Source organism: Caballeronia glathei (genome assembly GCF_000698595.1).
GTDB classification, from domain to species: domain Bacteria; phylum Pseudomonadota; class Gammaproteobacteria; order Burkholderiales; family Burkholderiaceae; genus Caballeronia; species Caballeronia glathei.
Window position 1 is genome coordinate 24,511 of sequence record NZ_JFHC01000001.1, and the last position, 24,276, is coordinate 48,786.

The 24,276-nt window shown below is 63.7% G+C and carries 25 protein-coding genes and 1 pseudogene; 12 read left to right on the forward strand and 14 right to left on the reverse strand.

Annotation, left to right across the window (positions count from 1 at the left end; all coding sequences use genetic code 11):
- Positions 1 to 247: 247 nt before the first annotated feature.
- From BG61_RS00100 to BG61_RS00115, 3 genes are all read left to right on the forward strand, one after another.
- Entirely contained in the window at positions 248 to 556 is a 309-nt protein-coding gene (locus BG61_RS00100) for a DUF4148 domain-containing protein (RefSeq protein ID WP_035940958.1), read from the forward strand.
- A 785-nt stretch (positions 557 to 1,341) separates the two neighbouring features.
- A complete protein-coding gene (locus BG61_RS00110) occupies positions 1,342 to 1,875 on the forward strand; it encodes a VOC family protein (RefSeq protein ID WP_035940962.1) in 534 nt (177 codons plus the stop codon).
- Between the two features lie 406 nt (positions 1,876 to 2,281).
- Positions 2,282 to 2,965 carry an aspartate/glutamate racemase family protein gene (locus BG61_RS00115; RefSeq protein WP_035940963.1) on the forward strand — a complete coding sequence of 228 codons (684 nt, stop codon included), beginning with the start codon at positions 2,282 to 2,284 and terminating at the stop codon, positions 2,963 to 2,965.
- A gap of 186 nt (positions 2,966 to 3,151) precedes the next feature.
- Here BG61_RS00115 and BG61_RS00120 read toward each other — a convergent pair whose 3' ends face one another.
- The 3 genes and pseudogenes from BG61_RS00120 to BG61_RS00125 form a co-directional block, all read right to left on the reverse strand.
- A complete protein-coding gene (locus BG61_RS00120) occupies positions 3,152 to 3,700 on the reverse strand; it encodes an OsmC family protein (RefSeq protein ID WP_035940964.1) in 549 nt (182 codons plus the stop codon).
- Between the two features lie 458 nt (positions 3,701 to 4,158).
- Positions 4,159 to 4,284: pseudogene (locus BG61_RS43150) on the reverse strand (IS6 family transposase); the annotation flags it as partial.
- Between the two features lie 294 nt (positions 4,285 to 4,578).
- Entirely contained in the window at positions 4,579 to 4,959 is a 381-nt protein-coding gene (locus BG61_RS00125) for a winged helix-turn-helix transcriptional regulator (protein ID WP_035940966.1), read from the reverse strand.
- Between the two features lie 89 nt (positions 4,960 to 5,048).
- On the opposite strand from BG61_RS00125, the gene BG61_RS00130 reads away from it, so the two are divergent.
- The gene (locus tag BG61_RS00130; protein WP_035940967.1) at positions 5,049 to 6,215 is read left to right on the forward strand and encodes an alkene reductase; all 1,167 of its coding nucleotides are present in this window, start codon (positions 5,049 to 5,051) and stop codon (positions 6,213 to 6,215) included.
- 543 nt (positions 6,216 to 6,758) lie between these two features.
- Here the strand turns inward: BG61_RS00130 and sodB are convergent.
- Complete coding sequence (gene sodB / locus BG61_RS00135) at positions 6,759 to 7,340, reverse strand: superoxide dismutase [Fe] (RefSeq protein WP_035940968.1); 582 nt, start codon at positions 7,338 to 7,340, stop codon at positions 6,759 to 6,761.
- Positions 7,341 to 7,549: 209 nt separating this feature from the next.
- On the reverse strand, positions 7,550 to 8,917 hold the full coding sequence (xseA, locus tag BG61_RS00140) for an exodeoxyribonuclease VII large subunit (RefSeq protein WP_035940970.1): 1,368 nt from the start codon (positions 8,915 to 8,917) through the stop codon (positions 7,550 to 7,552).
- Positions 8,918 to 9,369: 452 nt separating this feature from the next.
- On the opposite strand from xseA, the gene lpxK reads away from it, so the two are divergent.
- The 5 genes from lpxK (at position 9,370) to BG61_RS00165 (ending at position 13,445) form a co-directional block, all read left to right on the forward strand.
- Positions 9,370 to 10,386, forward strand: a complete 1,017-nt coding sequence (lpxK, locus tag BG61_RS00145) for a tetraacyldisaccharide 4'-kinase (protein WP_035940971.1) — start codon at positions 9,370 to 9,372, stop codon at positions 10,384 to 10,386.
- The gene (locus tag BG61_RS00150; protein ID WP_035940973.1) at positions 10,367 to 10,573 is read left to right on the forward strand and encodes a Trm112 family protein; all 207 of its coding nucleotides are present in this window, start codon (positions 10,367 to 10,369) and stop codon (positions 10,571 to 10,573) included. Before lpxK ends, BG61_RS00150 begins: the two co-directional genes overlap by 20 nt.
- A gap of 86 nt (positions 10,574 to 10,659) precedes the next feature.
- Positions 10,660 to 11,463: a 3-deoxy-manno-octulosonate cytidylyltransferase gene (gene kdsB, locus BG61_RS00155; RefSeq protein ID WP_035940976.1), complete on the forward strand. Its 804-nt coding sequence runs from the start codon at positions 10,660 to 10,662 to the stop codon at positions 11,461 to 11,463.
- Positions 11,464 to 11,800: 337 nt separating this feature from the next.
- On the forward strand, positions 11,801 to 12,463 hold the full coding sequence (gene adk / locus BG61_RS00160; protein ID WP_035940978.1) for an adenylate kinase: 663 nt from the start codon (positions 11,801 to 11,803) through the stop codon (positions 12,461 to 12,463).
- A gap of 223 nt (positions 12,464 to 12,686) precedes the next feature.
- Positions 12,687 to 13,445 carry a 3-hydroxyacyl-CoA dehydrogenase gene (locus tag BG61_RS00165; RefSeq protein ID WP_035940979.1) on the forward strand — a complete coding sequence of 253 codons (759 nt, stop codon included), beginning with the start codon at positions 12,687 to 12,689 and terminating at the stop codon, positions 13,443 to 13,445.
- Positions 13,446 to 13,512: 67 nt separating this feature from the next.
- Here the strand turns inward: BG61_RS00165 and BG61_RS00170 are convergent, their stop codons facing one another.
- Together BG61_RS00170 and murJ are read right to left on the reverse strand one after the other, a co-directional pair.
- Entirely contained in the window at positions 13,513 to 14,358 is an 846-nt protein-coding gene (locus BG61_RS00170; protein ID WP_035940982.1) for a SirB1 family protein, read from the reverse strand.
- The gene (gene murJ / locus BG61_RS00175; protein WP_035940983.1) at positions 14,358 to 15,908 is read right to left on the reverse strand and encodes a murein biosynthesis integral membrane protein MurJ; all 1,551 of its coding nucleotides are present in this window, start codon (positions 15,906 to 15,908) and stop codon (positions 14,358 to 14,360) included. Before murJ ends, BG61_RS00170 begins: the two co-directional genes overlap by 1 nt.
- Before the next feature lie 421 nt (positions 15,909 to 16,329).
- Between murJ and rpsT the strand changes: the two genes are divergently transcribed.
- Positions 16,330 to 16,608 (forward strand): 30S ribosomal protein S20, encoded by a 279-nt coding sequence (rpsT, locus tag BG61_RS00180; protein ID WP_035940985.1) that lies wholly within the window; start codon positions 16,330 to 16,332, stop codon positions 16,606 to 16,608.
- A 166-nt stretch (positions 16,609 to 16,774) separates the two neighbouring features.
- On the opposite strand, the gene BG61_RS00185 is transcribed toward rpsT, so the two are convergent.
- Entirely contained in the window at positions 16,775 to 17,107 is a 333-nt protein-coding gene (locus BG61_RS00185; RefSeq protein ID WP_035940987.1) for a DUF3579 domain-containing protein, read from the reverse strand.
- Between the two features lie 482 nt (positions 17,108 to 17,589).
- On the opposite strand from BG61_RS00185, the gene argF reads away from it, so the two are divergent.
- A complete protein-coding gene (argF, locus tag BG61_RS00190) occupies positions 17,590 to 18,519 on the forward strand; it encodes an ornithine carbamoyltransferase (RefSeq protein WP_035941489.1) in 930 nt (309 codons plus the stop codon).
- A 136-nt stretch (positions 18,520 to 18,655) separates the two neighbouring features.
- On the opposite strand, the gene murB is transcribed toward argF, so the two are convergent.
- Positions 18,656 to 19,699 carry a UDP-N-acetylmuramate dehydrogenase gene (gene murB, locus BG61_RS00195; protein ID WP_035940989.1) on the reverse strand — a complete coding sequence of 348 codons (1,044 nt, stop codon included), beginning with the start codon at positions 19,697 to 19,699 and terminating at the stop codon, positions 18,656 to 18,658.
- Positions 19,700 to 19,831: 132 nt separating this feature from the next.
- Between murB and BG61_RS00200 the strand changes: the two genes are divergently transcribed.
- Positions 19,832 to 20,317 (forward strand): YajQ family cyclic di-GMP-binding protein, encoded by a 486-nt coding sequence (locus BG61_RS00200; RefSeq protein WP_035940991.1) that lies wholly within the window; start codon positions 19,832 to 19,834, stop codon positions 20,315 to 20,317.
- A gap of 49 nt (positions 20,318 to 20,366) precedes the next feature.
- Here the strand turns inward: BG61_RS00200 and plsY are convergent, their stop codons facing one another.
- The 5 genes from plsY to queG form a co-directional block, all read right to left on the reverse strand.
- The gene (plsY, locus tag BG61_RS00205) at positions 20,367 to 20,993 is read right to left on the reverse strand and encodes a glycerol-3-phosphate 1-O-acyltransferase PlsY (RefSeq protein WP_035940993.1); all 627 of its coding nucleotides are present in this window, start codon (positions 20,991 to 20,993) and stop codon (positions 20,367 to 20,369) included.
- 39 nt (positions 20,994 to 21,032) lie between these two features.
- Positions 21,033 to 21,524, reverse strand: a complete 492-nt coding sequence (gene ybaK, locus BG61_RS00210) for a Cys-tRNA(Pro) deacylase (RefSeq protein WP_035941491.1) — start codon at positions 21,522 to 21,524, stop codon at positions 21,033 to 21,035.
- Between the two features lie 107 nt (positions 21,525 to 21,631).
- Positions 21,632 to 22,561 (reverse strand): site-specific tyrosine recombinase XerD, encoded by a 930-nt coding sequence (xerD, locus tag BG61_RS00215; protein ID WP_035940994.1) that lies wholly within the window; start codon positions 22,559 to 22,561, stop codon positions 21,632 to 21,634.
- A complete protein-coding gene (locus tag BG61_RS00220; protein WP_035940996.1) occupies positions 22,558 to 23,028 on the reverse strand; it encodes a methylated-DNA--[protein]-cysteine S-methyltransferase in 471 nt (156 codons plus the stop codon). The genes xerD and BG61_RS00220 overlap by 4 nt, the downstream gene beginning before the upstream one ends.
- A 10-nt stretch (positions 23,029 to 23,038) precedes the next feature.
- Positions 23,039 to 24,205 (reverse strand): tRNA epoxyqueuosine(34) reductase QueG, encoded by a 1,167-nt coding sequence (gene queG, locus BG61_RS00225; RefSeq protein WP_232256458.1) that lies wholly within the window; start codon positions 24,203 to 24,205, stop codon positions 23,039 to 23,041.
- Positions 24,206 to 24,276 lie beyond the last annotated feature (71 nt).

Below are 24,276 nucleotides of genomic sequence, written 5' to 3' on the forward strand. Positions count from 1 at the left end.
CAGGGAACACGCCCGGCGCGATGACGGACGGTATTTCGCGCGCGCGAGACGCGTCCCTACGATCGCGCGGGGGAAATATGGCGCACACAGGTCTGGCAATCCAGAATAGAGGACCAGTCTGGAACGTCAGGGATCCAGCCGGTAAGGACGGCCGGACGAAGCCGCACGACTGGCTTCTGCACGAGTCGCTATCCCGGCGCTGGTGTCATTGGTCATACTGAGTTGCTTCACTAAAGGGAGACGTGACATGGAGAACTCGTCGAAGGTCTGGCCCCTGGTTTCCGCATTGACGTTCTCGCTCGCGGGCTGCGCCGCAGGTGGCATGCCGGAAGGCGCGCCGCATCTGAGCGCAACCCAATGCCGCGATCTCGCCGCTCTCAGGAGCAATGAGCCCATCACGCCCGAGCGCAACCGGAGTGAACTGGCGGCGCTGAGAAAGGCGGGGTACGACCCATCAAGGTTCAACGATCCGTACTATCCGGATGATCTGCGGGCGGCGCAGCGTCAGGTCGATCGTTGGTATCGGGCGGATTGCCAGTTGGCACCACCCAATTGAGGCGCACAACGCCGCGCCGGCTCACCGCCTTGTTTGCAATTGACCTTTGCCCGATCACCGGTGTGCGAGATGCCGACGCGTGCTGTGCAAACGTCTCTGGCCGACCAGCTCCAGTCATTCATGTCGCCGCGACGGGAGCGAACGTTCTCTAAGCACAACGGCGACTCGCTCGTGCGCGATCGCTGAGCCGGAACCTGAATCTGATCCTTCAGATATCAGCGATCACACAAACCGCCGCCGCGGTAACACCTTCATACAGCTTACGTGCCTCACCCGAACTGCGCGCCGGGGGCGGCGCATACCGATACACCTTCTTGATGGTTGCTAACCGCGTTCGGGTGGAAACACCAATGAGTTTCGCGCACGGTCAGGTCGTATCTCGCAAAACGGCCTGGGGAGAGAGCGGGTGACATCTGGACGGTGCCGCTGGGCCGGAGCATGCGGGTCTCCAGTCCGGTCGCAATATCCATTTGGAATATTTGACCGGTCCTGGACGTTATTTCGATAAATATCATCCAACTGTTCGTGGTGTCGCACAGGTGGACCGTCCCGCCAGGTGCTGGCCGGACATCTGAATGAACGAGGAACCGATGAAGACTTAATATTGACACATGTGTCCAAGTAATCTACGTTTCCGGTTAATTATGACATTTGTGTCAAACATCGTGTGGCAACCCAGTGATCGCCTGCTTCGTGCAGCGAGGGCGATCGCTCACGCAACACCGCGCTCATTCCCCGAGAGCGGCGATTTCGCCGGCACAGCCTTCTCTTACATCAGAGCACATATGACTGACTATTCACCCGATATCAAGGGTTTGCATCACAACGCTTACCGATGCAGGGATTCAGAAGAAACGCGGCGATTCTATGAGGATCTGCTCGGACTGCGACTGGCGAGTGCGGTGGAACTCAGTGCGACCAAGACCGGCCGTCCAATCAAGGCATTACATACCTTCTACGAAATGGCCGACCACTCCTTTCTCGCGTTTTTCGAAGTCATGGGCGACGAGCACGAGGGTATCTTCGAGCCCAAGTCAGATTTCGACCTGCACATCGCGCTGGAAATCCCCGACGTACCAACCCTGACGAACTACAAGGAGAAAGCGGTCGCCGCTGGCGTCGAAGTGCGCGGCCCGTCGGATCATGGGGTTATCCAGTCGATCTACCTGCGCGATCCTAATGGTTACGTCATCGAGTTGACGGCCAGAGTGAAAAGAGACGAGAAGAGCATTGAGCGTCGCTTGCTCGAAGCCCACGGAATACTCGAGGGGTGGCAACGTACCAAGGTCGAATCGCCGACGCCAGGCGCGCGCAACTGAACAGCGGTCGAGGTGGATCAACGGCTGCTTCGCACGCAGATTCGGCCCAAGTCAAACTGATCAGGCGGAGCGCAACATGCGAAGCAGACTCGGCAACACGCGCCACGCAGGTAGTCCGCGGCGCGCCGAGCTTACGTGTTTCATAGGGAGAATCGTGCCCATATTGCAGGTCGCCCGTCGGGCCTTCCATGCGATGACGTGGCTGAAAACACGGCTTTGCAAGTTAGGCCATGACAGCTGGGGCGGGCTGGGTTGGCAGCGTCACGCCACCCCTCGGCGCGCATAGGCCACTCCTGAAGTCCACGGCCTGACCTTAAGGCGACCCTTATCGGTTGGATACTGGAAGTCTGCGGCCAGCCGGGCTCAGTCAAATCGTCTCTCAACAAGCACTCAAAGGGTACATGCAATGCACATTGGATTGATCGGCGGCATCGGACCCGCGGCGACCGAAGTCTATTATCGAAGGCTCGTACGCCTCCACGCTGACGCAAAGCGACGGCTTTCCCTGACTATCGTTCATGGCGATGCCACTGAGTTGATCGCGAATCTGGAAGCAGGTCGCGCTGCCGAGCAAGCGGCCATCTTCGCGAGCTACATCGATCAGTTGCGCGCAGGAGGCTGTGAAGCTGTGGCTGTTACATCCATGGGTGGGCACTTCTGCATTAAGGATCTGGCAGCCATATCCAGCCTGCCGCTCATCAACGCCATTCCCGTTCTGGACGCCTATTTCGCCGGGAGAGGTTTGTCTCGAGTTGGCGTTCTTGGAGCGCGGGCCGTAATGGAGTCTCGTCTCTATGGCGTATCTTCGGCCGAGGTCGTGACTGTCGATCCCGATGAAATCGACCGTGTCCATGCTTGCTACGTCGCTATAGCTGTTGCGGGATCCGCGACATCGGAGCAGCGCGACTATTTGCACGAGACAGGTCGAAAGCTGTGCCGGGATAAGGGAGCGGAGGTGATTGTCCTTGGAGGCACGGACCTGTCGCTCGCATTTGGCGGCGAGAATCCGGGCTACCCGACGGTCGACAGCGCGATCATCCACGCGGACGCAATCGCCCGCGTCGCGATGGACCTGGAGTCGCCTCGATAGGCAAAAGGGATCACCCATGATTGGGTGATTTGAACCCGTCTAAAGCCCTTGCCCGCGGCAACCCTGACTCAGTCAACAGAAGAGCGTTATGCACCAGCCGGTAATAAGCTACTCAATTGACACGCGCACGTGGCGTGCTTCAGACGTACCACTTCTTCCGGCGAAAAACTCGAGAGGAAAGGCGCTTTACGCGCCTTCGACCACAAGGTGCGGAACCATGCGGATGCTCGTCGCAAAGTTCGAGAAGTTCGGTGAAGTCTTCATGATCAACTGATGCAACTCTTCCACCATCTCACGCGGGGCATTCGACTTGATGCGAACCGTGTAGTTGACGGCTTCATAACCGGGCTTGATTGCCGGATCGAGACCGAGGAACCCACGGAGATCAAGCTTGCCCTCCGTCTCGATTTCGAGCGAGTCGAGCTTGATGCCCATCGCCGCCGCATTTGCAGCGTAGCCCACCGACATGCAGGCGTTGAGCGCCGCCATCAGAAGCTCTTGCGGGTTAGCCGCAGTATTGCTGCCTAGCAGTTCAGTCGGTTCGTCAGCAGGGATTTCGAAGTCACGGCTGACCTTTGTGCCGTTGAGCTCGTATGCCGACACGGTCGACACCGTCCTGGTCTGCCCCTTCCATTCAGTCTTAACCTTAAAGGCCGCTGTACCTTTTTCGGCGTTGTCCCTCACTTCTTCGACAAGACATTTGAGCGCTGCGACGTCGATTCCATTCAGATTCATGTTCTGTCCTATTCCGTTAATCGAAGAAACTACGCGCAAGAGAGTTTCCTCGAGTTTGCCAAGGCATTCCCTGAACTGGTTGCAGGAACACTTTCATAGCGATGAATCCCCGCGAGAGTGCGCAACTTCCCGCCAATATGCCGATCCCGGTGTGCCTCCAAAGCGGCGGTCATCGACAGCAGCCCAGTACTTGAGCTTCAAACAGGTCCACCATATGGCTTCCTTCCGTCAGGTACGATCGGCAATATTACTTTTCGGTACCCTCCGCCTCTACACACCGTTTGGTCAGTAGCAAATGACGATCATCAAGATGACTATCGCGCTTGCCAGTCGAGCGAGCGCTACCTGTCCTTTCAGGACGCTGTAAGACGGCCATGCTTGTGTGCTGCTGGATGACCCGCAACAGCTTTGTCAGCCCGGTGCGAATGAAGCGGCATGACCGCACGCGTGATGACCGATCAGCAAGCGAAGGACGGATTTAGAGTGAGCTTGGTGAATTCGCGCCATGTAACGAACCGGTCAGCAAGCTGTTTGCGATAGCGTGAAGCGCGCGGCAGATGGCGCTTGAGAGCGAAGTGCTGCCGTGTAGATGCGCAACTGATCGTGACGATCTTGCGCGGTACCGGGTTCGGGCGCAGCACGCGCCTGAAAAAGCTTCGATGGTCGCTTGCGCGAGATGATGTTCGAGGGACAATGCGCGTCTTTCAGACGGCAGTCGCAGCAGCATGTCCGGCGCCAAGGCAGCGCGTCCGATGCGACCGGTCGAGGCAGGGGACGGGCCCGCCGCTTATACCGGCCGTCGCCTGCCGCATTTGCGTAGCGTGTCCATCGGAATTACATCGCTTCGTGACTCATTAGCGCCCACTGATTCTACTGACCTATTGGATCGCGCGGTCTCGAACGACAGCATCACATGGCAGAAGCCTGTGGACCTCATCGAGTTCCCTAGCATGATGCGCTCCCCATTCGATCAGGGAATCCAGGATGGGCCGCAGGCTTTCGCCGAGCGGGGTGAGCAAGTATTCGATCCCCTGACTATCCTCGGCGCTGGGCTGCCGGCCCACCATTCCATGTTCCTCTAGCGCTCGCAGCTGCTCAATCAGCACCTTCTGCGAGATGCCGGCAATGCGCTTCTCCAGCTCGCACGTGCGTTGCGGGCCATCCAGCAGCACATGAAGAATGACCGCCTTCCAGCGTCCCGAAACGACGGCTAGCGCGCGCTCGATCGGCAAGCCCGGCAGTTTATTAATGACCTTCATCGCCAACTCCTGACCAAAGCGTGTGTGGATTGAAAGGCCTGTCGGCGAATAAGCTTACAGACAGGTAAATTTCAATCGAAGGAAGCTCCATGTTAGACCTGTTCGAACCTCAACTGCTTGGTGCCACCGTCCCACTGAGTAATCGGATTGTAATGCCGTCGATGACTCGTACGCGGACGTCCGAGGGTGACGTCCCCAATGAACTGATGGCGATGTATTACGGGCAGCGAGCCGGTGCTGGCCTGATCGTGACCGAAGCTACCGACGTGGCGCCGTCCAGCAAAGGCTACGCTTGGACACCTGGCATATACAACGAAAACCAGCTGCAGGGCTGGCGGTTGGTGACCAATGAAGTTCACCGTAACGGCGGTACGATATTCGTGCAACTCTGGCACGTCGGCAGGATGGCACATCCGTCACTCATGCCAAATGGCAAGGCTCCTTGGGGGGTGACTGAGCAAAAGGCTGCGAATTCCGATGTGTTCGCCCACGGCGAGGATGGCAAGCTGCGCTATATGCGTGCAGGCACGCCGAGGCGCCTCGGCACGGATGAAGTGTCGGCTTTGGTCGGAACCTTTGCGCAAGCCTTCGCCAACGCGCGGCAGGTCGGCTTTGATGGTGTCGAACTCCACGCAGCCAACGGCTATCTGTTCGAGCAGTTCACGAACTCTGTGCACAACACCCGCACTGATCGCTACGGTGGTGGGAGCGTGGAAGATCGGACGCGTTTCCTGATGGAGGTCGTCGACGCAGCGGTACGCGAACTGGGTCCGGGGCGCGTTGGCGTCCGCCTGTCTCCTTTCGGCGAGTACAACTCGATACCGGCGGACCCTCTTGCCGAGGAAACGTTGCTGTACGTTTGCGAGCAATTGGGCCGCCGCGGAGTCGCATATATTCATTTGCTTTACCAGTTGTTGCCTCCGGGAAACATGGAAAGCGCCGAGTTCAAGGAACTCCACATCGACCACGCTGTGCTCGCCAAGGTTCGGGCGGTGTTTCCCGGCGCAATCATCTGGTGCGGCGGCTTCACGAACCGCGAGAAGGCTCAGGCTGCGCTTGACACCGGGTTAGTGGACCTGATTGCCATGGGGAGGCCATACATTGGCAACCCGGACCTTGTCGAGCGTCTCAGGCACCGCTGGCCATTAGTCGAAGCGGACCGGTCCACTTATTACACCCGGCGCGGCGAGGTGGGTTTCACAGACTTCGCTGCCTATGCGGACGCTGACGCTAGCACTGCGCGGAGCGCAGGCTGACCAGCCGGGTCGAGGTTCGGTTCGGAATCGTTGAGGCAAGGGCAGCAGTGCTGGCGCTCTATTCGTGGCTGATGTTCGATCACCCTGACGCGAGCCGATGGGACATGGCGATAACGCTTTTTTGTTACGCGTTCATCTATGCCCGTGGGCGTCCGAATGCACGGCACCAGTAATCGACAATCGAAGCACCGCTTGAAGAATGGAGAGCGGACGCCCTGCCCCGGTCGCCGCGCACGGTGCGTCTCGGCGACGACATGATGTCATGTCGACTTTGCGGAGATTGCGAGGGTCCGCTTGAACCCGCCGCCCAGATCGTCATCAGCCCGCCAAGATCGCAACGGATATCGCCGCCGCGAAATGCGTGAACCGATGTCTAGCGCCAAAGCGCAGTCTCTTCCCTGCGAGGACGCCGGAAGGCCGAAAGCCCTCACATCGGAGGGCTTTCGTATTCACTACTGTTTCCAGATTTTATTGCAGCGCCTGGTTTGGATTTTCCAGTCTTTATCGCACTTTCCAAACTAACCTGTCACGCTGCACTGAACCTCACGCGCCGAAATTCTTCGCGGCGAATTGCCAGTTCACGATATTCCAGTAAGCCTCGATGAACTTCGGACGCGCGTTGCGATAGTCGATGTAATACGCGTGTTCCCACACGTCGAGCGTGAGAAGCGCCTTCGAATCCGTGGTGAGCGGCGTGGCGGCGTTGCTCGTCGACACGATGTCGAGCGTGCCGTCCGCCTTCTTCACGAGCCATGCCCAGCCGGAACCGAACGTCCCGACCGCGACCTTCGTGAATTCTTCCTTGAACTTGTCGTAGGAGCCCCACTTGGCGTTGATCGCATCGCCGAGCGCACCCGACGGCGCGCCGCCGCCGTTCGGCGACAGGCTGTTCCAGAAGAACGTGTGATTCCAGATTTGCGCTGAGTTGTTGAACACACCGCCCGACGACTTCTTCACGATCTCTTCGAGCGACAGGTTCTCGAATTCGGTGCCCGGAATCAACTTGTTCAGGTTCGTCACATAGGTCTGGTGGTGCTTGCCATAGTGGTACTCAAGCGTTTCTTCCGACATGTGCGGAGCGAGCGCGTTCTTGTCGAACGGCAGCGGCGGGAGCGTATGTTCCATGATGCGTGCTTCCTTCTATGTTGATTGTGGGGATCTGAGGAGTGAGGCAGTGGAGCAATGGATTGTAGGCGAGTTGGGATAACCCCGCAAACCGCATGCCCTTTATGAGCAGGATCGCTTGCAGGATGTCAGGCACGGCGTAAAAAATGCTCGGCGGCACGCGATTCCTGCCGTCAAAAATACGCGGCGCCCGATGAGCGATTCCTCTGTCAGAACTCGTCGGAGAGGCGCGGCTGCACGTCGGCGAGCATCACGTCGGCGGAGCCTTCGGCCAGATGCACCGTGAGCGGGCGCTTGGGCTTCAGCGCATCCGGCGTGCGTACCGCGCGGCCCGTCTGCGTATCGATGAGCGCAGCGTAGCCGCGTTCCAGTGTGCGCTGCGGACTCAGCACCTGCAAGCGCGCCGATAACTCCGACACCCGCGCCGCCGCACGCTCGTGGAACCTTGCCTGCGACGCCCTCAACCGCTCTGCGACGCGCATCAGATGCTCGCGCCCGGCATCGAGGTCCGGACGCCAGCGCTGCCAGCGCAACTGCACGAGCGCGAATCGCGCGCGCGCGTCGCGCACCGGCCGGGCGCCCGCGGACGCGAGGCGCGTCGCGAGCTGCCGCAGATGCACGCGCTGCCGCTCGAGCCGCTCCGCCGGGCTCACCAGCCGCCGCGCGAGCCAGTCGAGCTCCTGGGCGCGGCGCTCCATCATCCGGCCGAAGGCGCGCGCGAGCGTCGCGTGACGCTGATCGAGCTCGCGAAGAAGCAGGACGCGCTGCGGACTGACGAGCTCGGCGGCGGCCGTGGGCGTGGGCGCGCGGACGTCGGCGGCGAAATCGGCGATGGTGAAGTCGGTCTCGTGGCCCACGCCGCTCACCACCGGCAGCGCGCTCCCGGCGATCGCCCGCGCGAGCACTTCCTCGTTGAAAGCCCACAGATCCTCGATCGACCCGCCGCCCCGGCACACGATCAGCACATCCGCTTCGCGCCGCGCGTTCGCGGCCTCGACCATCGCGGCGAGTTTCGCGCCCGCCCCCGCGCCCTGCACCGGCGCGGGATAGACGATGACCGGCACGTGCGGCGCCCGCCGGGCGAGCGTCGTGAGCACATCGCGCAGCGCGGCGGCCTGCAGCGACGTGACGATCCCGATCGCGCGCGGATGCGCGGGCAACGCGCGCTTTCGCTCGGCGGCGAAAAGTCCTTCGCCTTCGAGCTGCGCCTTCAACCGCAGGAACGCCTCGAAGAGACGCCCCTGCCCCGTGCGGCGCACCGCTTCCACGTTCAGTTGCAGTTCGCCGCGCGGCTCGTACATCGTGACGAGCGCGCGCACTTCGATCTTGTCGCCTTCACGCGGCGTGAACTCCGCGTACTGCGCGCGGCCGCGGAACATCACGCAGCGCATCTGCGCATGCTGGTCCTTGATCGAGAAGTACCAGTGGCCGCTCGCGGCCCGCGTGAAATTCGAGACTTCGCCCGACACCCACACGAGCGGAAACGAGCGTTCCAGCAGCGTGCCGATCGCGCGGTTCAGCACGGAAACGGGGACGACGGCGTCGCCGCCTTGCGGCGACAGGGGATCGGGATTCATGGCGGCCAGTGATTCCGAATCGACCGTTCGGACGATATGCCGTCAGGTCGATCGAGCGCTGAAAAGGACTGGAAGTGTACCAAGTGTCCACACAGAAGGACTTACCGACGCGCGCGCCCGATCGCCCGGGAAAGGCCGTGCGATCGTCCTAGTGCATTGATTTTAAATACGATTTTTATCGAAACCGTTCTCATCGCCGATGCAACTCTTTCCCGGCGCGGATTTTCGGCATTCGTGCGACAAGTTCTTCACAGAGTTATCCACAGGCCGCGCGAGGCCCGCTGCATGCGCGTCGGCGGGCCGCGCGACTGGCGCCCGGAGCGGCGGCGCGCTAGAGTGCCGGGTTCGAGGACCGGACGGCAAGCCCCGCCCGGTCGAGCACGTTTTCCGGAGAATCGCGTTGATGCCAACCCCGTCGCGCCTCGCCGCCAATCCTGGCGCCAAGGCGGTCCATGTCTGATTTCAAGCCGCCGATCGAGAACTTCCTCGCACGCGAATGGCGCAAGCGCGGCTACGTGGCGTGGGCGCTGACGCCGTTCGCCTGCGTGTTCGGCGCGGTCGCGGCGGCACGGCGCGCCCTCTTCGCGCTCGGGTGGATGAAACCGGTCGAGGTTGGCGTGCCGGTGGTCGTGGTCGGCAACGTGACGGTGGGCGGAACGGGCAAGACGCCGACCGTCATCGCGCTCGTCGAGGCGCTGCGCGGCGCCGGCTTCCAGCCGGGCGTGGTCTCGCGCGGCTACGGCGCGAAGGTGGCGCAGCCGACGAGCGTGAAGGCGTCGAGCCTGCCGGAGCACGTCGGCGACGAGCCGCTGCTCATCGCGCGCCGCACCCATGCGCCGGTGTTCGTGTGCCCGGACCGGGTGGAGGCGGCGCGCTCGCTGCTGAAGGCGAATCCGTCCGTCGACGTGATCGTGAGCGACGACGGTCTTCAGCACTACCGTCTCGCGCGGGCGTTCGAACTCGTCGTCTTCGACGACCGCCTGGGCGGCAACGGCTTTCTTCTTCCGGCGGGTCCGCTGCGCGAGCCGATGTCGCGCCGGCGCGACGCGACGCTCGTCAACAGCCCCTACGAACGCACGCTGCCGCCGTGGCCGAACACGTTCGCGCTCGATCTGCAGCCCGGCGACGCGTGGCTGCTCGACAACCCTGCCGTGCGCCGGCCGCTTGCGCAGTTCGCGGGCGAAAAAGTCGCGGCCGCGGCGGGTATCGGCTCGCCCGAGCGCTTCTTCGCGACGCTGCGCGCGGCGGGCATCACGCCCGCGACGCGCGCCTTTCCCGATCACTACTCGTATCGCGAGAATCCGTTTGCCGGCATCGACGCCGACGCCATCCTGATTACCGAGAAGGATGCAGTAAAATTTGGGGCCTGGCGCGACGCGCGCATCTGGGTCGTCCCAGTCGAAGCCGTGCTGAAGCCCCGCCTCATCGCTCTAGTTGTGGAGAAACTCCGTGGACGCACGCCTGCTTGAAATCCTCGTCTGCCCGATCTGCAAGGGCCCGCTCACTTACGACCGCGCGGCGCAGGAGCTCATCTGCAGCGCCGACAAGCTCGCCTATCCGATCCGCGACGGCATTCCCGTGATGCTCCCCGACGAAGCGCGCCAGACCGTCGAAGGCACGCCGGTCGAGCCGCTCAAGCCGGTCGGCGGCAACTGAGGGCGGCCGACGCCTCCCGAACCGCGCCGGCGCATCCCGGGTCCGGCGCAATCACTCCGAATAGTCCCGCTCCCGCCAGTTGCTCCATGACCGCTCCTTCCACGCCGCCCTTCATCGCCGTCATTCCGGCGCGCCTCGCCTCCACGCGGCTGCCCGATAAGCCGCTCGCCGATATCGGCGGCAAGCCGATGGTCGTGCGCGTCGCGGAACGGGCGCAGCAGTCGGGCGCGCAGCAGGTGCTGGTCGCAACCGATTCGCAGCGTGTCGCCGACGTCGCGAAGGCGCACGGCATCGAGGTGCTGCTCACCCGCGCCGATCATCCGACCGGCACCGATCGCCTGGCGGAAGTGGCGACGCACTTCGGCTGGAGCGACGACACGATCGTCGTCAACGTGCAGGGCGACGAGCCGCTGATCGACCCGCAACTGGTGCGCGATGTCGCGGCGCATCTGGCGGCGCATCCGTCGTGCGCGATCGCCACGGCCGCGCATCCGATCCACGATCCCGCCGACGTGTTCAGCCCGAACGTCGTGAAGGTCGCGCTCGACGCGCAAAGCGTCGCGCTGTACTTCTCGCGCGCGCCGATTCCGTGGTCGCGCGATGCATGGCAGCCGCACTGGCCCGACGTCGGCGCGCTCGCCGCGCTGCCGGACGTGCCGCCGAACGTGCTGCGCCACATCGGGCTGTATGCTTACCGCGCGAAGTTCCTGCGCGTCTATCCGACGCTCGCCCAGGCGCCGATCGAGCAGGCCGAAGCGCTCGAACAGCTGCGCGCGATGTGGCACGGCGAGCGCATCGCGGTGCTCGTGACAGCCGACGCACCGCCGCCGGGCGTCGATACGCCAGCCGATCTCGCACGCGTTCGCGCGCTCTTTGGCGACGCGCACTGACGCACCGTACGGCCCGCGTTCACCTGAACACATCCGCGCGGCCGAAGCGCCAACTTGAACCTCCGCGCAAGTCGTGTTAACCCCGCCCGGCCCCGCCATAGCGGGCATCCCGGCCGCTTTTAGCGGCCGCGGCCCCAACAAGCCATGGCATAATCAAGCGATTGCGCGAGCCATCCGGTCAGCGCCACGCTCAACGTTGCGCCGCTGTCGACTGGTGCCGCGCCGTCTCTCCGACCGGCCGCATCGCCATCTTTCCGACGCCGCACGAGCAGCGCATCACCGGATGCCACCTAAGCCTCGCGACGCAGCGATTTCAATACGATTCGGAGATACCACCATGCGTTTGATCCTGTTGGGCGCGCCCGGCGCGGGCAAGGGCACCCAGGCAAACTTCATCAAGGAGAAGTTCGGCATTCCGCAGATCTCGACGGGCGACATGCTGCGCGCGGCGGTGAAGGCGGGCTCGCCGCTCGGCGTTCAGGCGAAGGGCTTCATGGATGCCGGCGAACTCGTGCCGGACACGCTCATCATCAACCTCGTGAAGGAACGCCTGCAGCAGCCGGACTGCGCGAACGGCTATCTGTTCGACGGTTTCCCGCGCACCCTGCCGCAGGCGGAAGCGATGAAGGACGCGGGCGTCGCGATCGACTACGTGCTCGAAATCGACGTTCCGTTCGACGAAATCATCCTTCGCATGAGCGGCCGCCGCGTGCATGCGCCGTCGGGCCGCACGTATCACGTCAAGTTCAATCCGCCGAAGAACGACATGCAGGACGACGTCACCGGCGAGCCGCTGATCCAGCGCGACGACGACAAGGAAGAGACCGTGAAGAAGCGGCTCGACGTGTATGTCGCGCAGACCAAGCCGCTCATCGAGTACTACAACAACTGGGCGCAGCACGGCGACGCGAGCAGCCTGAAGGCGCCGGCCTACCGCAAGATCTCGGGGCTCGGTTCCGTCGACGACATCCGTGCGCGCGTGTTCGAGGCGCTGAAGTAAGCCGGGCCGCAAGACCGGCCTGCATCGACGACAAACCCGCTCCACGTGAGCGGGTTTTTTGTTGCGTCGAAGCGTTGCTGCGAAGCGTTGCGGCGCCATCCCGGCGCTCTCGCGATCGCGGCCCGTCCAGCCGCTACAATCGTTGCGGCAAACCGAACATGAACGCGCCCGCGGCAACCAGGACGACAGGGCGCGATACGAGAGAAACAGCGAAGGAGCGGACATGGAGATTCAAGGCAACGTCTTTCTGATCACGGGCGGCGCATCGGGACTGGGAGCCGCGACGGCGCGCCTCGTGGCGGAACACGGCGGCAAGGTCGTGCTTGCCGACATGAACGAAGCGGCGGGCGAGACGCTCGCGAAGGAGCTAGGCGGCGTCTTCGTGAAATGCGACGTGAGCCAGGAAGACGACGGCAAGCGCGCCGTCGAAGCCGCGACGCAGCTCGGCAGCCTGCGCGGGCTCGTCAACTGCGCGGGCGTGGCGCCCGCGTCGAAGACCGTCGGCCGTGACGGCCCTCACCCGCTCGACCTCTTCTCGAAGACGATCGCCGTCAATCTCATCGGCACGTTCAACATGATCCGGCTCGCGGCGACGGCCATGTCGAAGAACCAGCCGAACGCGGCGGGCGAGCGCGGCGTGATTGTGAGCACGGCGTCGGTGGCGGCCTTCGACGGCCAGATCGGCCAGGCGGCCTACGCCGCGTCGAAGAGCGGCGTCGCGGGAATGACGCTGCCGATTGCCCGCGACCTGTCGCGCAGCGCGATCCGCGTGATGACCATCGCACCCGGCATCTTCGAAACGCCGATGCTGCTCGGCATGCCGCAGGAAGTGCAGGACGCGCTCGGCGCGATGGTGCCGTTTCCCTCGCGGCTCGGCAAGCCGGTGGAGTTCGCGATGCTCGTCAAGCAGATCTTCGACAACCCGATGCTCAACGGCGAAGTCATTCGTCTGGACGGCGCGATCCGCATGCAGCCGAAGTAACGCACGCGCTCGAAAAAAGCGGCGGCCTTTGAAGGGCCGCCGTTTTCGTTTTCAGTGCTCCGCCGCGTCAATCGCCGTTGTGCTGCGTACGCTGCCGCAAATCATGCAGTTCCGTTTCGACGACCGTCGCGTCTTCGGCGTCGGGCCGGTCCTCGAGGTAGTGCTGCAAATCCTCCAGCGCGGGCCGCAGATAGTCGAGCCGCGCATACGCAAAGCCGCGGTCGCGCACTTCCTCGATGCTCTCCGGCAGCAGGATCACGAGCCGCTGCTGGACCGCGAGCAGCCGCTGCCAGCGTTCCGTCTGCAGATAGACGCTCTTCAGGTTGCGCAGCATCCGCGCGACGATTTCGCGGCGCGTCGCGGGCTGCAGGAGCATGCGCAACGCGCTCCCGATCGATTCCCCGACACGCTGCACGTACGGCTCCAGCATCTCCACCATTTGCGACTCGGAAAGCAGATGGCCGGTGGTCGGATCGAGCATCACGTCGCCGTCGGGCGTCGAGACGCGCAACAGGAAATGTCCCGGAAACGACACGCCGCGCACCGGAATGCCGAGCTGCTCGGCCATTTCGAGATACACGACAGCGAGCGAAATCGGAATGCCCCGGCGCCGCTTGAGCACCACGTTCAGGTGGCTGTTGTCCGGGTCGTAGTAATCGTTGAGATTGCTCGTGAAGCCGAGTTCGCGGAAGAAATAGCGGTTCAGCACGCCGACCTTCTGCTTCACATCCGCGTCGTCGGGCATGCGGCGGCGCACGCGCACGACAAGCTCGTCGATCTCCGCGAGTACGCCCTGCAGGTCGAGATCGGGATAAGCGTCCTGGGCGAGCGACAAGGCCGCCTCGGTCAGCGGCAGACTTTCGTCTTCCGCCACGAGCGAACCGAAATATTCGAGGATGCGCGTCGTCGTCATCAAAGCGTTCGCCTTCGGAAATACGCGTATTTGAAGCCCATCGCGGAGAGCATACCGAAATATAGCGCGGCGAACAGAACCAGGCTTGCCCCGAGCAGCGCGATGCGCGCGAACGGCGTGGCGCGCATGCCGATCCAGTCGAAATTGATCGAGACCCAATGCATCATGCCCGCAAGCACGAGACACGCGCCGACCAGCTGCACGAAAAAGCGCGTCCATCCCGGCGACGGTTCGTAGATGCCGCGCTTTCTGAGGCCGATGAAAAGCAGCATCGCATTGGCGAGCGCCCCGAGGCCGATCGACAGGGTGAGGCCGGCGTGGGAGAAGATCGGCACGAAGATGTAATTGCTTACCTGCGTCATGATCAGCACGCCGATCGCGATCTTCACCGGCGTTCTGATGTCCTGCTTCGCATAGAAGCCGGGCGCGAGAATCTTGATCAGGATCAACCCGACGAGCCCGATGCCGTACGCCGCGAGCGCGCGGCCGACCATCACGACGGAATTCGCATCGAACTTGCCGTAATGGAACAGCGTGGCGGTAAGCGGCTCCGCAAAGAAAAAGAGCGCGACGGCGCTCGGCGCGGCGAGCAGGAACGTGATGCGCAGGCCCCAGTCGAGCAGCGCGGAATATTCGACCGGATTGGCGTCGACGTGCGCCTTCGAGAGGCTCGGCAGCAGGATCGTGCCGAGCGCGGCGCCGAGCAGCGCGGTCGGGAATTCCATCAGGCGGTCGGCGTAGTTGATCCAGGAAACGGCGCCCTGCCCGATCTGCGATGCAATGTTCGTATTAATGATGAGGCTCAACTGGCCGACGGACACGGCGAACGTCGCCGGGACCATCTTCACGAGCACGCGTTTCACGCCGGGGTGCTTCAGCGCGCGAAAGAAATGCAGCCCGATGCGCGGCACCATGTCGATCTTCTTCAGTCCCGGCAACTGGACGAGAAACTGCAGGACCCCGCCGACGATCACCGCGTACGCGAGGGCGTAGACCGGCACCTTCATGTGCGGCGCGACGAACACGGCCGCGGCGATGAAAGCCACGTTCAGCAGCACCGGCGCGAACGCGGGCAGCGAAAACTGCTTGTACGTGTTGAGCACGCCGGAGGCGAGCGTCGTGAGCGAAATGAAGATGATGTACGGGAACATGATCTGTGTCATGTGCACCGCGAGGCCGTAGGCCTGGCCGTCGTGCTTGAGTCCCGACGCCACCGCGAACACCACCCACGACGCGCCCGCCACGCCCGCCACGGACAACGCGGCGAGCGCCCAGGCGAGCACGGTCGACATCGCATCGACGAGGGCTTTGGTCGGGTCGTGGCCCTCGGTGTTCTTGAATTCGGCGAGGATCGGCACGAAGGCCTGTGCGAACGCGCCTTCCGCGGACAGCCGCCTCAGCAGGTTCGGAATCCGGAAGGCGACGTAGAAGGCGTCGGTGTACTGGCTTGCGCCGAAGGCTCGCGCGATCAGCGTTTCGCGGATCAGGCCGGTCACGCGGGACAGCAGCGTGAAGCCGCTGACCGTCAGGAGGGCTCGGAATAGATTCATGGGGCGCTTATTATACGGGCGGCGCATGAACCGCTCAGATTCCGCGCTTACCGGCGAGCGTTTCGCCGCCAGCGGGCCGCGCGTGGGCCGCCCGATTTGACGCCCGATTTGACGCCCCGATTGGACGCCCCGCCGCGAAACACGGGTTGCACGGCCTTACTCAGCGGGAACCCCAATCCGCGCTTGTCATATCTCTTATTTCGTTGCTATAATCGCCGGTTTCGAAGCTCCACAAAGGCAGCTTCACGTCTTTTTTCGACGATTTTTGCGCTCCCAGGCAATCGTTCCCGGGGGTTCGGATCAAATGCAGCGCGTAGGAACACCCTCGTCTGGCTTCGTCTGGTTGTTGGCCAGTGCAGTAGCGGGAGGGATGAACACTCGCTGAAACAAGTAAACAGCAGGAACAGGATAAGGAACCGTCATGGCAAATTCCGCACAAGCTCGCAAGCGCGCCCGCCAGGCCGCCAAAGCCAACTCGCACAACTCGGCGCTGCGCTCGAAGTTCCGCACGGCCATCAAGGCAGTTCGCAAGGCAATCGATGCCGGCGACCAGGCCAAGGCTGCCGAACTGTTCAAGACGTCGGTCAAGACGATCGACATCATCGCCGACAAGAAAATCGTTCACAAGAACAAGGCCGCTCGCCACAAGAGCCGCCTGGTTGCAGCCATCAAGGGCCTGCAGGCCCCCGCAGCACAGTAATTCCGGCTCGCTGCCGTCCGGCGCGTCCGCTTCGGCGGACCGGAGCGCGGTCGGCATCGGTTTCCTGTTTCTGCTGCCGCAGTGTCAAAAATGCCCGCTTTCGCGGGCTTTTTTGTTTTGTGCTGAAGCCGGCTCGCGCTGCCGTCGGCTCGCGCGGCGGCGGGTCTCAGCCCTGCTTGACCTGCGTGCCGTGATGCGGCGGCAACTCGCACGCCTCCGTGACCAGCAACTCGTTGTCCTTCGCGAAGTTCATCACGAAGTCGAATGCCATCGGTTCGATGTCGCGCAGGCGCGCGTCGAGGATCACCGTCTTGACGTTGCCGAGTATCGTCGGGCGGACGTACAGCGAATATTGCAGGCGCGCGTTCGGCCCCCTGGCTCCCGGACCGAACGCCGACATCACCCCGCAGAGACGCTCCGACCAGTCACTCGGCCGAAAGGTCTTTCCGTTCTTGGTGACGCCTTGAATGAAGTACTCGGTTGGGGTTGCTTCGGCCATGTAGGAATACCTGTTTGACGGCCGGCTGAGAACTCCGGCGAACGCACATGCACGACGCGGGAGCCGCGCCAGCCGATGCAGCGATCAGCGCCCGCGGATATGAACATTGCGGGCATTCCGCGGTTCCTGTTTGCCTGGCTAGCATCACGCAACCGGCATGGCGCCGGCTTCGGAAGCGGGCCGGCATGCATGCGATCGGGTGATCGGGCGGGTCAGACATGACGCCGCGAACACGCGTTGAAAGCTGCTGAATGTTGCGGATGTGTCGAAAAAAATCTTGGCAATTATACAGCAGCCCCCCTCTTTCCGCACTGCACACAAAGCCCTGGAAGCACTGCGGTCGCGCTTCCCGGGCGTGCCGCGCGCCTTTTGGCCAACTCGTCAAACGCGGCAAAATCCTTTATGCTCAAACGCGATACCACCAACGACGGCGGCGCCGTCCGGCTCGTTCCGAGCCGGGTCGAAGCCGCCGTATGCGTTTCATGACCTCCAAGAAAATTCGCCATTACCTGCAATTCAAGGATTTCTCGCGCGACGATTACGACTACGTGCTCGAACGTGCGCGCATCCTGAAACGCAAGTTCAAGAACTACGAAACGTATCATCCGCTGCACGACCGCACGCTCGCGATGATCTTCGAGAAGAACTCGACGCGCACGCGGCTATCCTTCGAAGCCGGCATCTTCCAGCTCGGCGGCCACGCGGTGTTTCTCAGCACGCGCGACACGCAGCTCGGGCGCGGCGAGCCGATCGAGGACGCGGCGCAGGTCGTGTCCCGCATGGTCGACATCATCATGATCCGCACGTTCGGACAGGAGATCATCCAGCGCTTCGCGGAGAATTCGCGCGTGCCGGTGATCAACGGCCTGACCAACGAGTACCACCCTTGCCAGGTGCTCGCCGACATCTTCACGTACTACGAGCATCGCGGGCCGATTCACGGCAAGACAGTCTCGTGGGTCGGCGACGCCAACAACATGCTCTACACGTGGATCGAAGCGGCGCAGATTCTAGACTTCAAGCTGCGCCTGTCCACGCCGCCGGGCTACAAGCTCGACCGCGCGCTGGTGTCGGAGCAGAGCGCGCCGTTCTATCAGGAATTCGCCGATCCCAACGAAGCCTGCGACGGCGCCGACCTCGTCACCACCGACGTCTGGACCAGCATGGGTTTCGAAGCCGAGAACGAAGCGCGCAAGAAGGCCTTCGCCGACTGGTGCGTCGACGCCGAAATGATGGCGCGCGCCCATCCCGATGCGCTTTTCATGCACTGCCTGCCCGCGCATCGCGGCGAGGAAGTAAGCGCGGACGTGATCGACGGGCCGCAGAGTGTCGTCTGGGACGAGGCGGAAAACCGTCTTCACGTTCAAAAGGCGCTGATGGAGTATTTGCTGCTCGGCAAGCTCAATCACTGACGGTCGCGACGGTTCGGCGAGCGTTCGTGCGTCGGCGATCCATGGGGGCTGCGCGCCTGATCGCCACGCTCCCGCCTTAACAAATAAACCCGCCAATGGCGGGTTTATTTGTTGAGCGACACAGAAAAGGGCACGGTCAGAGACAAACCGGCTCGGCCTCCAGTTCGACGCCGAAGCGCGCCTGGACGTCGCGCCTGATCGCATCCGCGAGTTCGAGCACCTGCGCGCCCGTCGCACCGCCCCGGTTCACCAGCACGAGCGCCTGACGATCGTGCACCGCCGCCCCGCCGATCGCGCGCCCCTTCCAGCCGCAGCGGTCGATCAGCCAGCCCGCGGCGAGCTTGATATTCCCGTCCGGCTGCCGGTACGACACCACGTCCGGCTCGCGCGAGCGCAGCGCGTCGAAGGCCGCCGCGCTCACCACCGGGTTCTTGAAGAAACTGCCCGCGTTGCCGAGCTCCTTCCAGTCGGGCAGCTTCGCGCGCCGCACGGCGACGACCGCGTCGAAAATCGCCTGCGCGTCGCATCGCCCGGTGCCTTCGAGCGCACGGGCGACATCCGCGTAGTCGGCGCGCGGCGTCCACGCTTTCGGCAGGCGGAATACAACCGACGTGATCAGGAAGCGCCCGCGCCCGGCCCGCTTGAAAAAGCTGTCGCGATAACCGAACGCACATGCGTCGCGATCGAACTCGGCCGCCTCGCCGGTGGCGAGTTCGATCGCCCGCAGGCGCTCGAACCGTTCGCCCATTTCCAGCCCGTATGCGCCGATGTTCTGAATCGGCGCCGCGCCGACCGTGCCCGGAATCAGCGCCAGGTTCTCCAGGCCGGGCATGCCTTGCGCCAGGGTCCACGCGACGAAGTCGTGCCAGTTCTCGCCCGCGCCCGCCTCGACGAGCCACGCGCCGCCGCCTTCGCTCACTTCGCCAATCACCCGCCGCCCCGTCAGTCCGACGAGCAGCGCGACGCCGTCGAAATCACGCGTCAGCACGACGTTGCTGCCACCGCCGAGCACGAGCTGCGGCAGGTTCGCGATCCGCGCATCCTGCGCGAGCGCCGCGACCTGCGCTTCGCTTGTCAGCGTGAGCGCATAGCGGGCGCGCACGTCGAAGCCGAAGGTGTTGTGCGCGCGCAGCGAGCAATCGGCGATGAGTTCGGGCATGGGCGACTGAAGCTGGGACATGAAAAACCGCGTGAGGAAAAGGCGCGCCCTTGGGCAAATCGGGAGGGCGTCGGTAGAATGACGATCGGTCCGTGATTATAGCGAGTGCGCGGGCGCGGCCTCCCGCGCCCGCCTCAACGAAGGGGAATACACATGCCATCGTTTGACGTCGTCAGCGAAGCAAACATGATCGAGGTGAAGAACTCGATCGAGCAGTCGAACAAGGAAATCTCCACGCGCTTCGACTTCAAGGGTTCCGATGCGCGCGTCGAGCAGAAGGAGCGCGAACTGACGCTCTACGCCGACGACGACTTCAAGCTCAGCCAGGTGAAGGACGTGCTGCTCTCGAAAATGGCGAAACGCAACGTCGACGTGCGCTTTCTCGAGTACGGCAAGATCGAGAAGATCGGCGGCGACAAGGTGAAGCAGGTCGTGACGATCAAGAAGGGCGTGACCGGCGATCTCGCGAAGAAGATCGTCAAGCTCGTGAAGGACAGCAAGATCAAGGTGCAGGCGAGCATCCAGGGCGACGCGGTGCGCGTGGCGGGCACGAAGCGCGACGATCTGCAAAGCACGATCGCGATGCTGAAGAAGGACGTGACCGATACGCCGCTCGACTTCAACAATTTCCGCGACTGAAGCGCCGCCGCGTGCATGGAAAAAGCCGCCCCCGGGCGGCTTTTTCGTTTCACTTCGCCGCTTGCGCCGCGCCCTTCTTCTTTTCGCCGATGCGGCTCTCCTGCCCGCTCATCAGCTTCGAAATGTTGCCGCGGTGCCGCCAGATCAGGAGCGCGCTCATGGCGACGACCGCGAGCGAAATCCTGCTCGGCCCGAACAGGAACACCTGGAACAACGGGGCGAACACGGCCGCGACGAGCGCCGCGAGCGACGAATAGCGGAAGAAGAACGCGATGATGAGCCAGGTCAGCAGGGTCGCAAGTCCGAGCGCCGGATGGATTGCAAGCAGCACGCCCGCCGCTGTCGCGACGCCCTTGCCGCCCTGAAACCTGAAGAAGACCGGATACAGGTGGCCGAGAAACACGGCGATCGCCGCGAGCGCGATGGCGGTGGAGTCGAGGCCGAAACGCGCGCCGAAATGCACGACGAGCCACACGGCGAGCCAGCCCTTGAATGCGTCGCCGAGAAGCGTCAGGATGGCCGCGAGCTTGTTGCCGGTACGCAGCACGTTGGTCGCGCCCGGATTGCCCGAGCCGTACGAGCGCGGATCGGCGAGCCCCATCGCCGCGCTCACGACGACGGCAAACGAAATCGAGCCGATCAGGTAAGCGGCGACGGCAACGATCAGATTGTTCATGTGTTCAGCTCATTCAACATGGCGGGTGTGGCGCGCATTTTAATCGACGCTCGCGCACTGCACGGGCTTCGCTTGCAGCAATTCCGTGAGCACCGACGGCCGGATGCTCACCAGATAGCCGCGCCTTCCGCCGTTCAGATAGATCATGTCGAGATCGAGGATGCTCGCCTCGACATACACCGGCATCGGCTTTTTCGTGCCGAAAGGCGACGTGCCGCCGACAAGAAATCCGGAATGCCGGTTCGCCACTTCCGGCTTGCACGGCTCGATGCGCTTGGCGCCCGTCTGCCGCGCGAGGTTCTTCGTCGAGACCGTGCGGTCGCCGTGCATCAGGACGATGAGCGGCTTTGCGCGTTCGTCCTCCATCACGAGCGTCTTGATCACGCGATGTTCGTCCACGCCGAGCTGACGCGCCGATTCCTCGGTGCCGCCATGCTCGACGTACTCATAGGGATGCTCGCCGAACTCGACCTTGTTGCGCCGCAAAAACTGCGTCGCGGGCGTTTCGGAAACGTGTTTCGCTTTTGACATGAGCGCATTGTAGCGGCGGCAAAGCGCGTCCACCATTGGCCGGACGGCCGAATTGCGCGGCGCCGCCCGGGGTGGCACGATCGTTCGAAACGCGTCTCGCGAGTGATTCACCCGCGCGGATGATGGCGCTGATGAAGCGTTCTGAGCCGTTCGCGCGCGACGTGCGTGTAGATCTGCGTGGTCGAGATGTCGGAGTGGCCGAGCAGCATCTGCACCACGCGCAGGTCGGCGCCGTGATTGAGCAGATGCGTGGCGAACGCGTGGCGCAGCGTGTGCGGCGAGAGCGGCGCGTGCACGCCGCCCGTCAGCGCGTGACGCTTGATGATGTTCCAGAACTGCTGGCGCGTCATGCCCTCGCCGCGCCCGGTGACGAAGAGCGCGTCGGCGGCGCGGGCGCCGAGCAGCGCCGGGCGCGATTCGCGCAGATACCGCTCGACCCAGCCGTGCGCCACTTCGCCGAACGGAATCAGCCGCTCCTTCGAGCCCTTGCCCATCACGCGCACGACGGCGTCGTTCAGGCTGATCTCCACCGTCTTCAGAGTCACGAGTTCGGTGACGCGCAGGCCGCTCGCGTACATCAGCTCGAGCATCGTCCGGTCGCGCAGGCCGAGCGGCGTTTCGATGTCGGGCGCGTCGAGGAGCGCTTCGACCTGCGCCTCGTTGAGCGTCGATGGAAAGCGCGGCGGCTGCTTTGCCGCGCGCAGCCTGAGCGTCGGGTCGGCGGCCACACGGTGCTCGCGCAGCGCCCACGCGTAGTAGCGCCGGAACACGGAAAGCCGCCGGTTCGCCGAGGCCGCCTTGTCGTTGCGGCGCGCCGCCATGTAGCTGTTCAGGTCGGCTTCGGTGACCGAGTCGATCGATCCGGCGCGCGTCTTCGCGAGCCATTCGGCGAAGAGCTTCAGGTCGCGCCGGTACGCTTCGAGCGTGTTCTTGGCGAGGCCGTGCTCGAGCCACAGGGCGTCGCAAAAGAGATCGATCGACGCGCTGCTCGCGATGAAGGCGGGCGTCAGCGTTTCTTCTGAGAGTTCGGTGCTCATGCGATCGATACGCCCTCGTGCGCCAGAAGCCAGCGCTTCACATCGGTGAAAAAGTTGTCGCCCGCGTGGTGCGCGAACCCGCCGAGGCCGCTCGCCGCGACCACGCGATGACAGGGAATCACGATCGGCAGCGGATTCGAGCCGCACGCCTGGCCGACCGCACGCGGCACGCTGCCGATCGTGCTCGCCAGCCGTCCGTAGGTCCACACCTGCCCCGGCGCGATTTCGCCGATCGCCTGCCACACGCGGCGCTGAAACACGCTTCCGCCAAGCGCGAGCGGCAGATCGAAATGCATCGAGGCTTCGTCGAAATAACGCCGGATCTGTTCGGCGGCCTCGCGCGCGAGCGGCGTATCCGGTTCGACGTTCGCGGCCGACGCCGGCAGGTAGACGATTTCGCGCACGGCCGCGGCGTCCGCGCGGATGCCGACCTTGCCGAAGGGTGCCTCGATCACGGCGTTGTACATGGTGTCTCCTTCAAGCGTCCCTTTGGCGCAGCGCCCATTCGACATGTTCGCGCACGAGCGCCGAAGGATCGTCGGCACGTGCGAGAAGCGCATCGACGATCGCCGCGCGCGCCTCGCCGCCGAGTTCGGCGCGCAGCGCGTTGCCCATCGCGACGGCAATATTGCGCAGCCACCGCTCGTGTCCGATGCGCCGGATCGCGCTGCCCTGCATCCTGACATCGAAGTCGGCGGCGCTCCAGCCGAACAGGTCGACGAGCGTCGCGCGATCGAGCCCGTGGCGCACGTCGAAGTCGGCGACCGGCGCGGCCTGCGCGAACTTGTTCCACGGACAGACCAGCTGGCAGTCGTCGCAACCATACACGCGATTGCCGATCAGCGGCCGCAAGTCTTCGGGGATGCTGCCCGCAAGCTCGATCGTCAGGTAGGAAATGCAGCGCCGCGCATCCACGCGGTACGGCGCGACGATCGCGCCGGTCGGACACGCGTCGATGCATCGCGTGCACTGGCCGCAGTGGGCGCCCTCGTGCTCGGGAGCGCTCGCGGGACGGGTCACGGCGTCGGCGGGCAGCGGGATGTCGACGTAGATTTCGCCGAGAAAAAACAGCGAGCCCGCGTCGCGTTGCAGCAGGAGCGTGTGCTTTCCGCGCCAGCCCACGCCCGCCTTCTGCGCGAGTTCGACTTCGAGCACCGGCGCGGAGTCGGTGAACGCGCGATGGCCGAAGCGCCCGATCTCGCCTTCGATGCGCTCGGCAAGCTGCTGCAGCCGGTTGCGCATGACCTTGTGATAGTCGCGTCCGCGGGCGTAGATCGACACCACCGCCGCCGACGGATCGGCGAGCCGCGACCATTCGACCGCGCGCCAGTCGTTGCGCTGACCGTCACCTGTCATGACGCCTGCATCGCCCGTGCTCGCGAGCGTGGCAGCGGGCAAATAGGCGATGCGGGCCGTGATGACGCGTCGCGTGCCGGCCACAAGCTCGGCCGGCCTTGCGCGTTTCATGCCGTGTTTCGCCATATAATCCATTTCGCCGTGATAGCCTGCTTCGAGCCATGAGGCAAGGCCCTTCTCGGCATCCGTCAGGTCGGCGTCGCTGATGCCGACAGCACCGAACCCCAGCTCGCGCCCCCACGTCCTGATGCGCTGCGCGAGCTCCGCCAGCGCGGCTTCGTCGAGCATGTCGAAGGCGCGTGTGTCCGCGGCGGCGTTCCCGGACGCGGTCGTGATTTCAACGGAGTGTTCCGGCAATC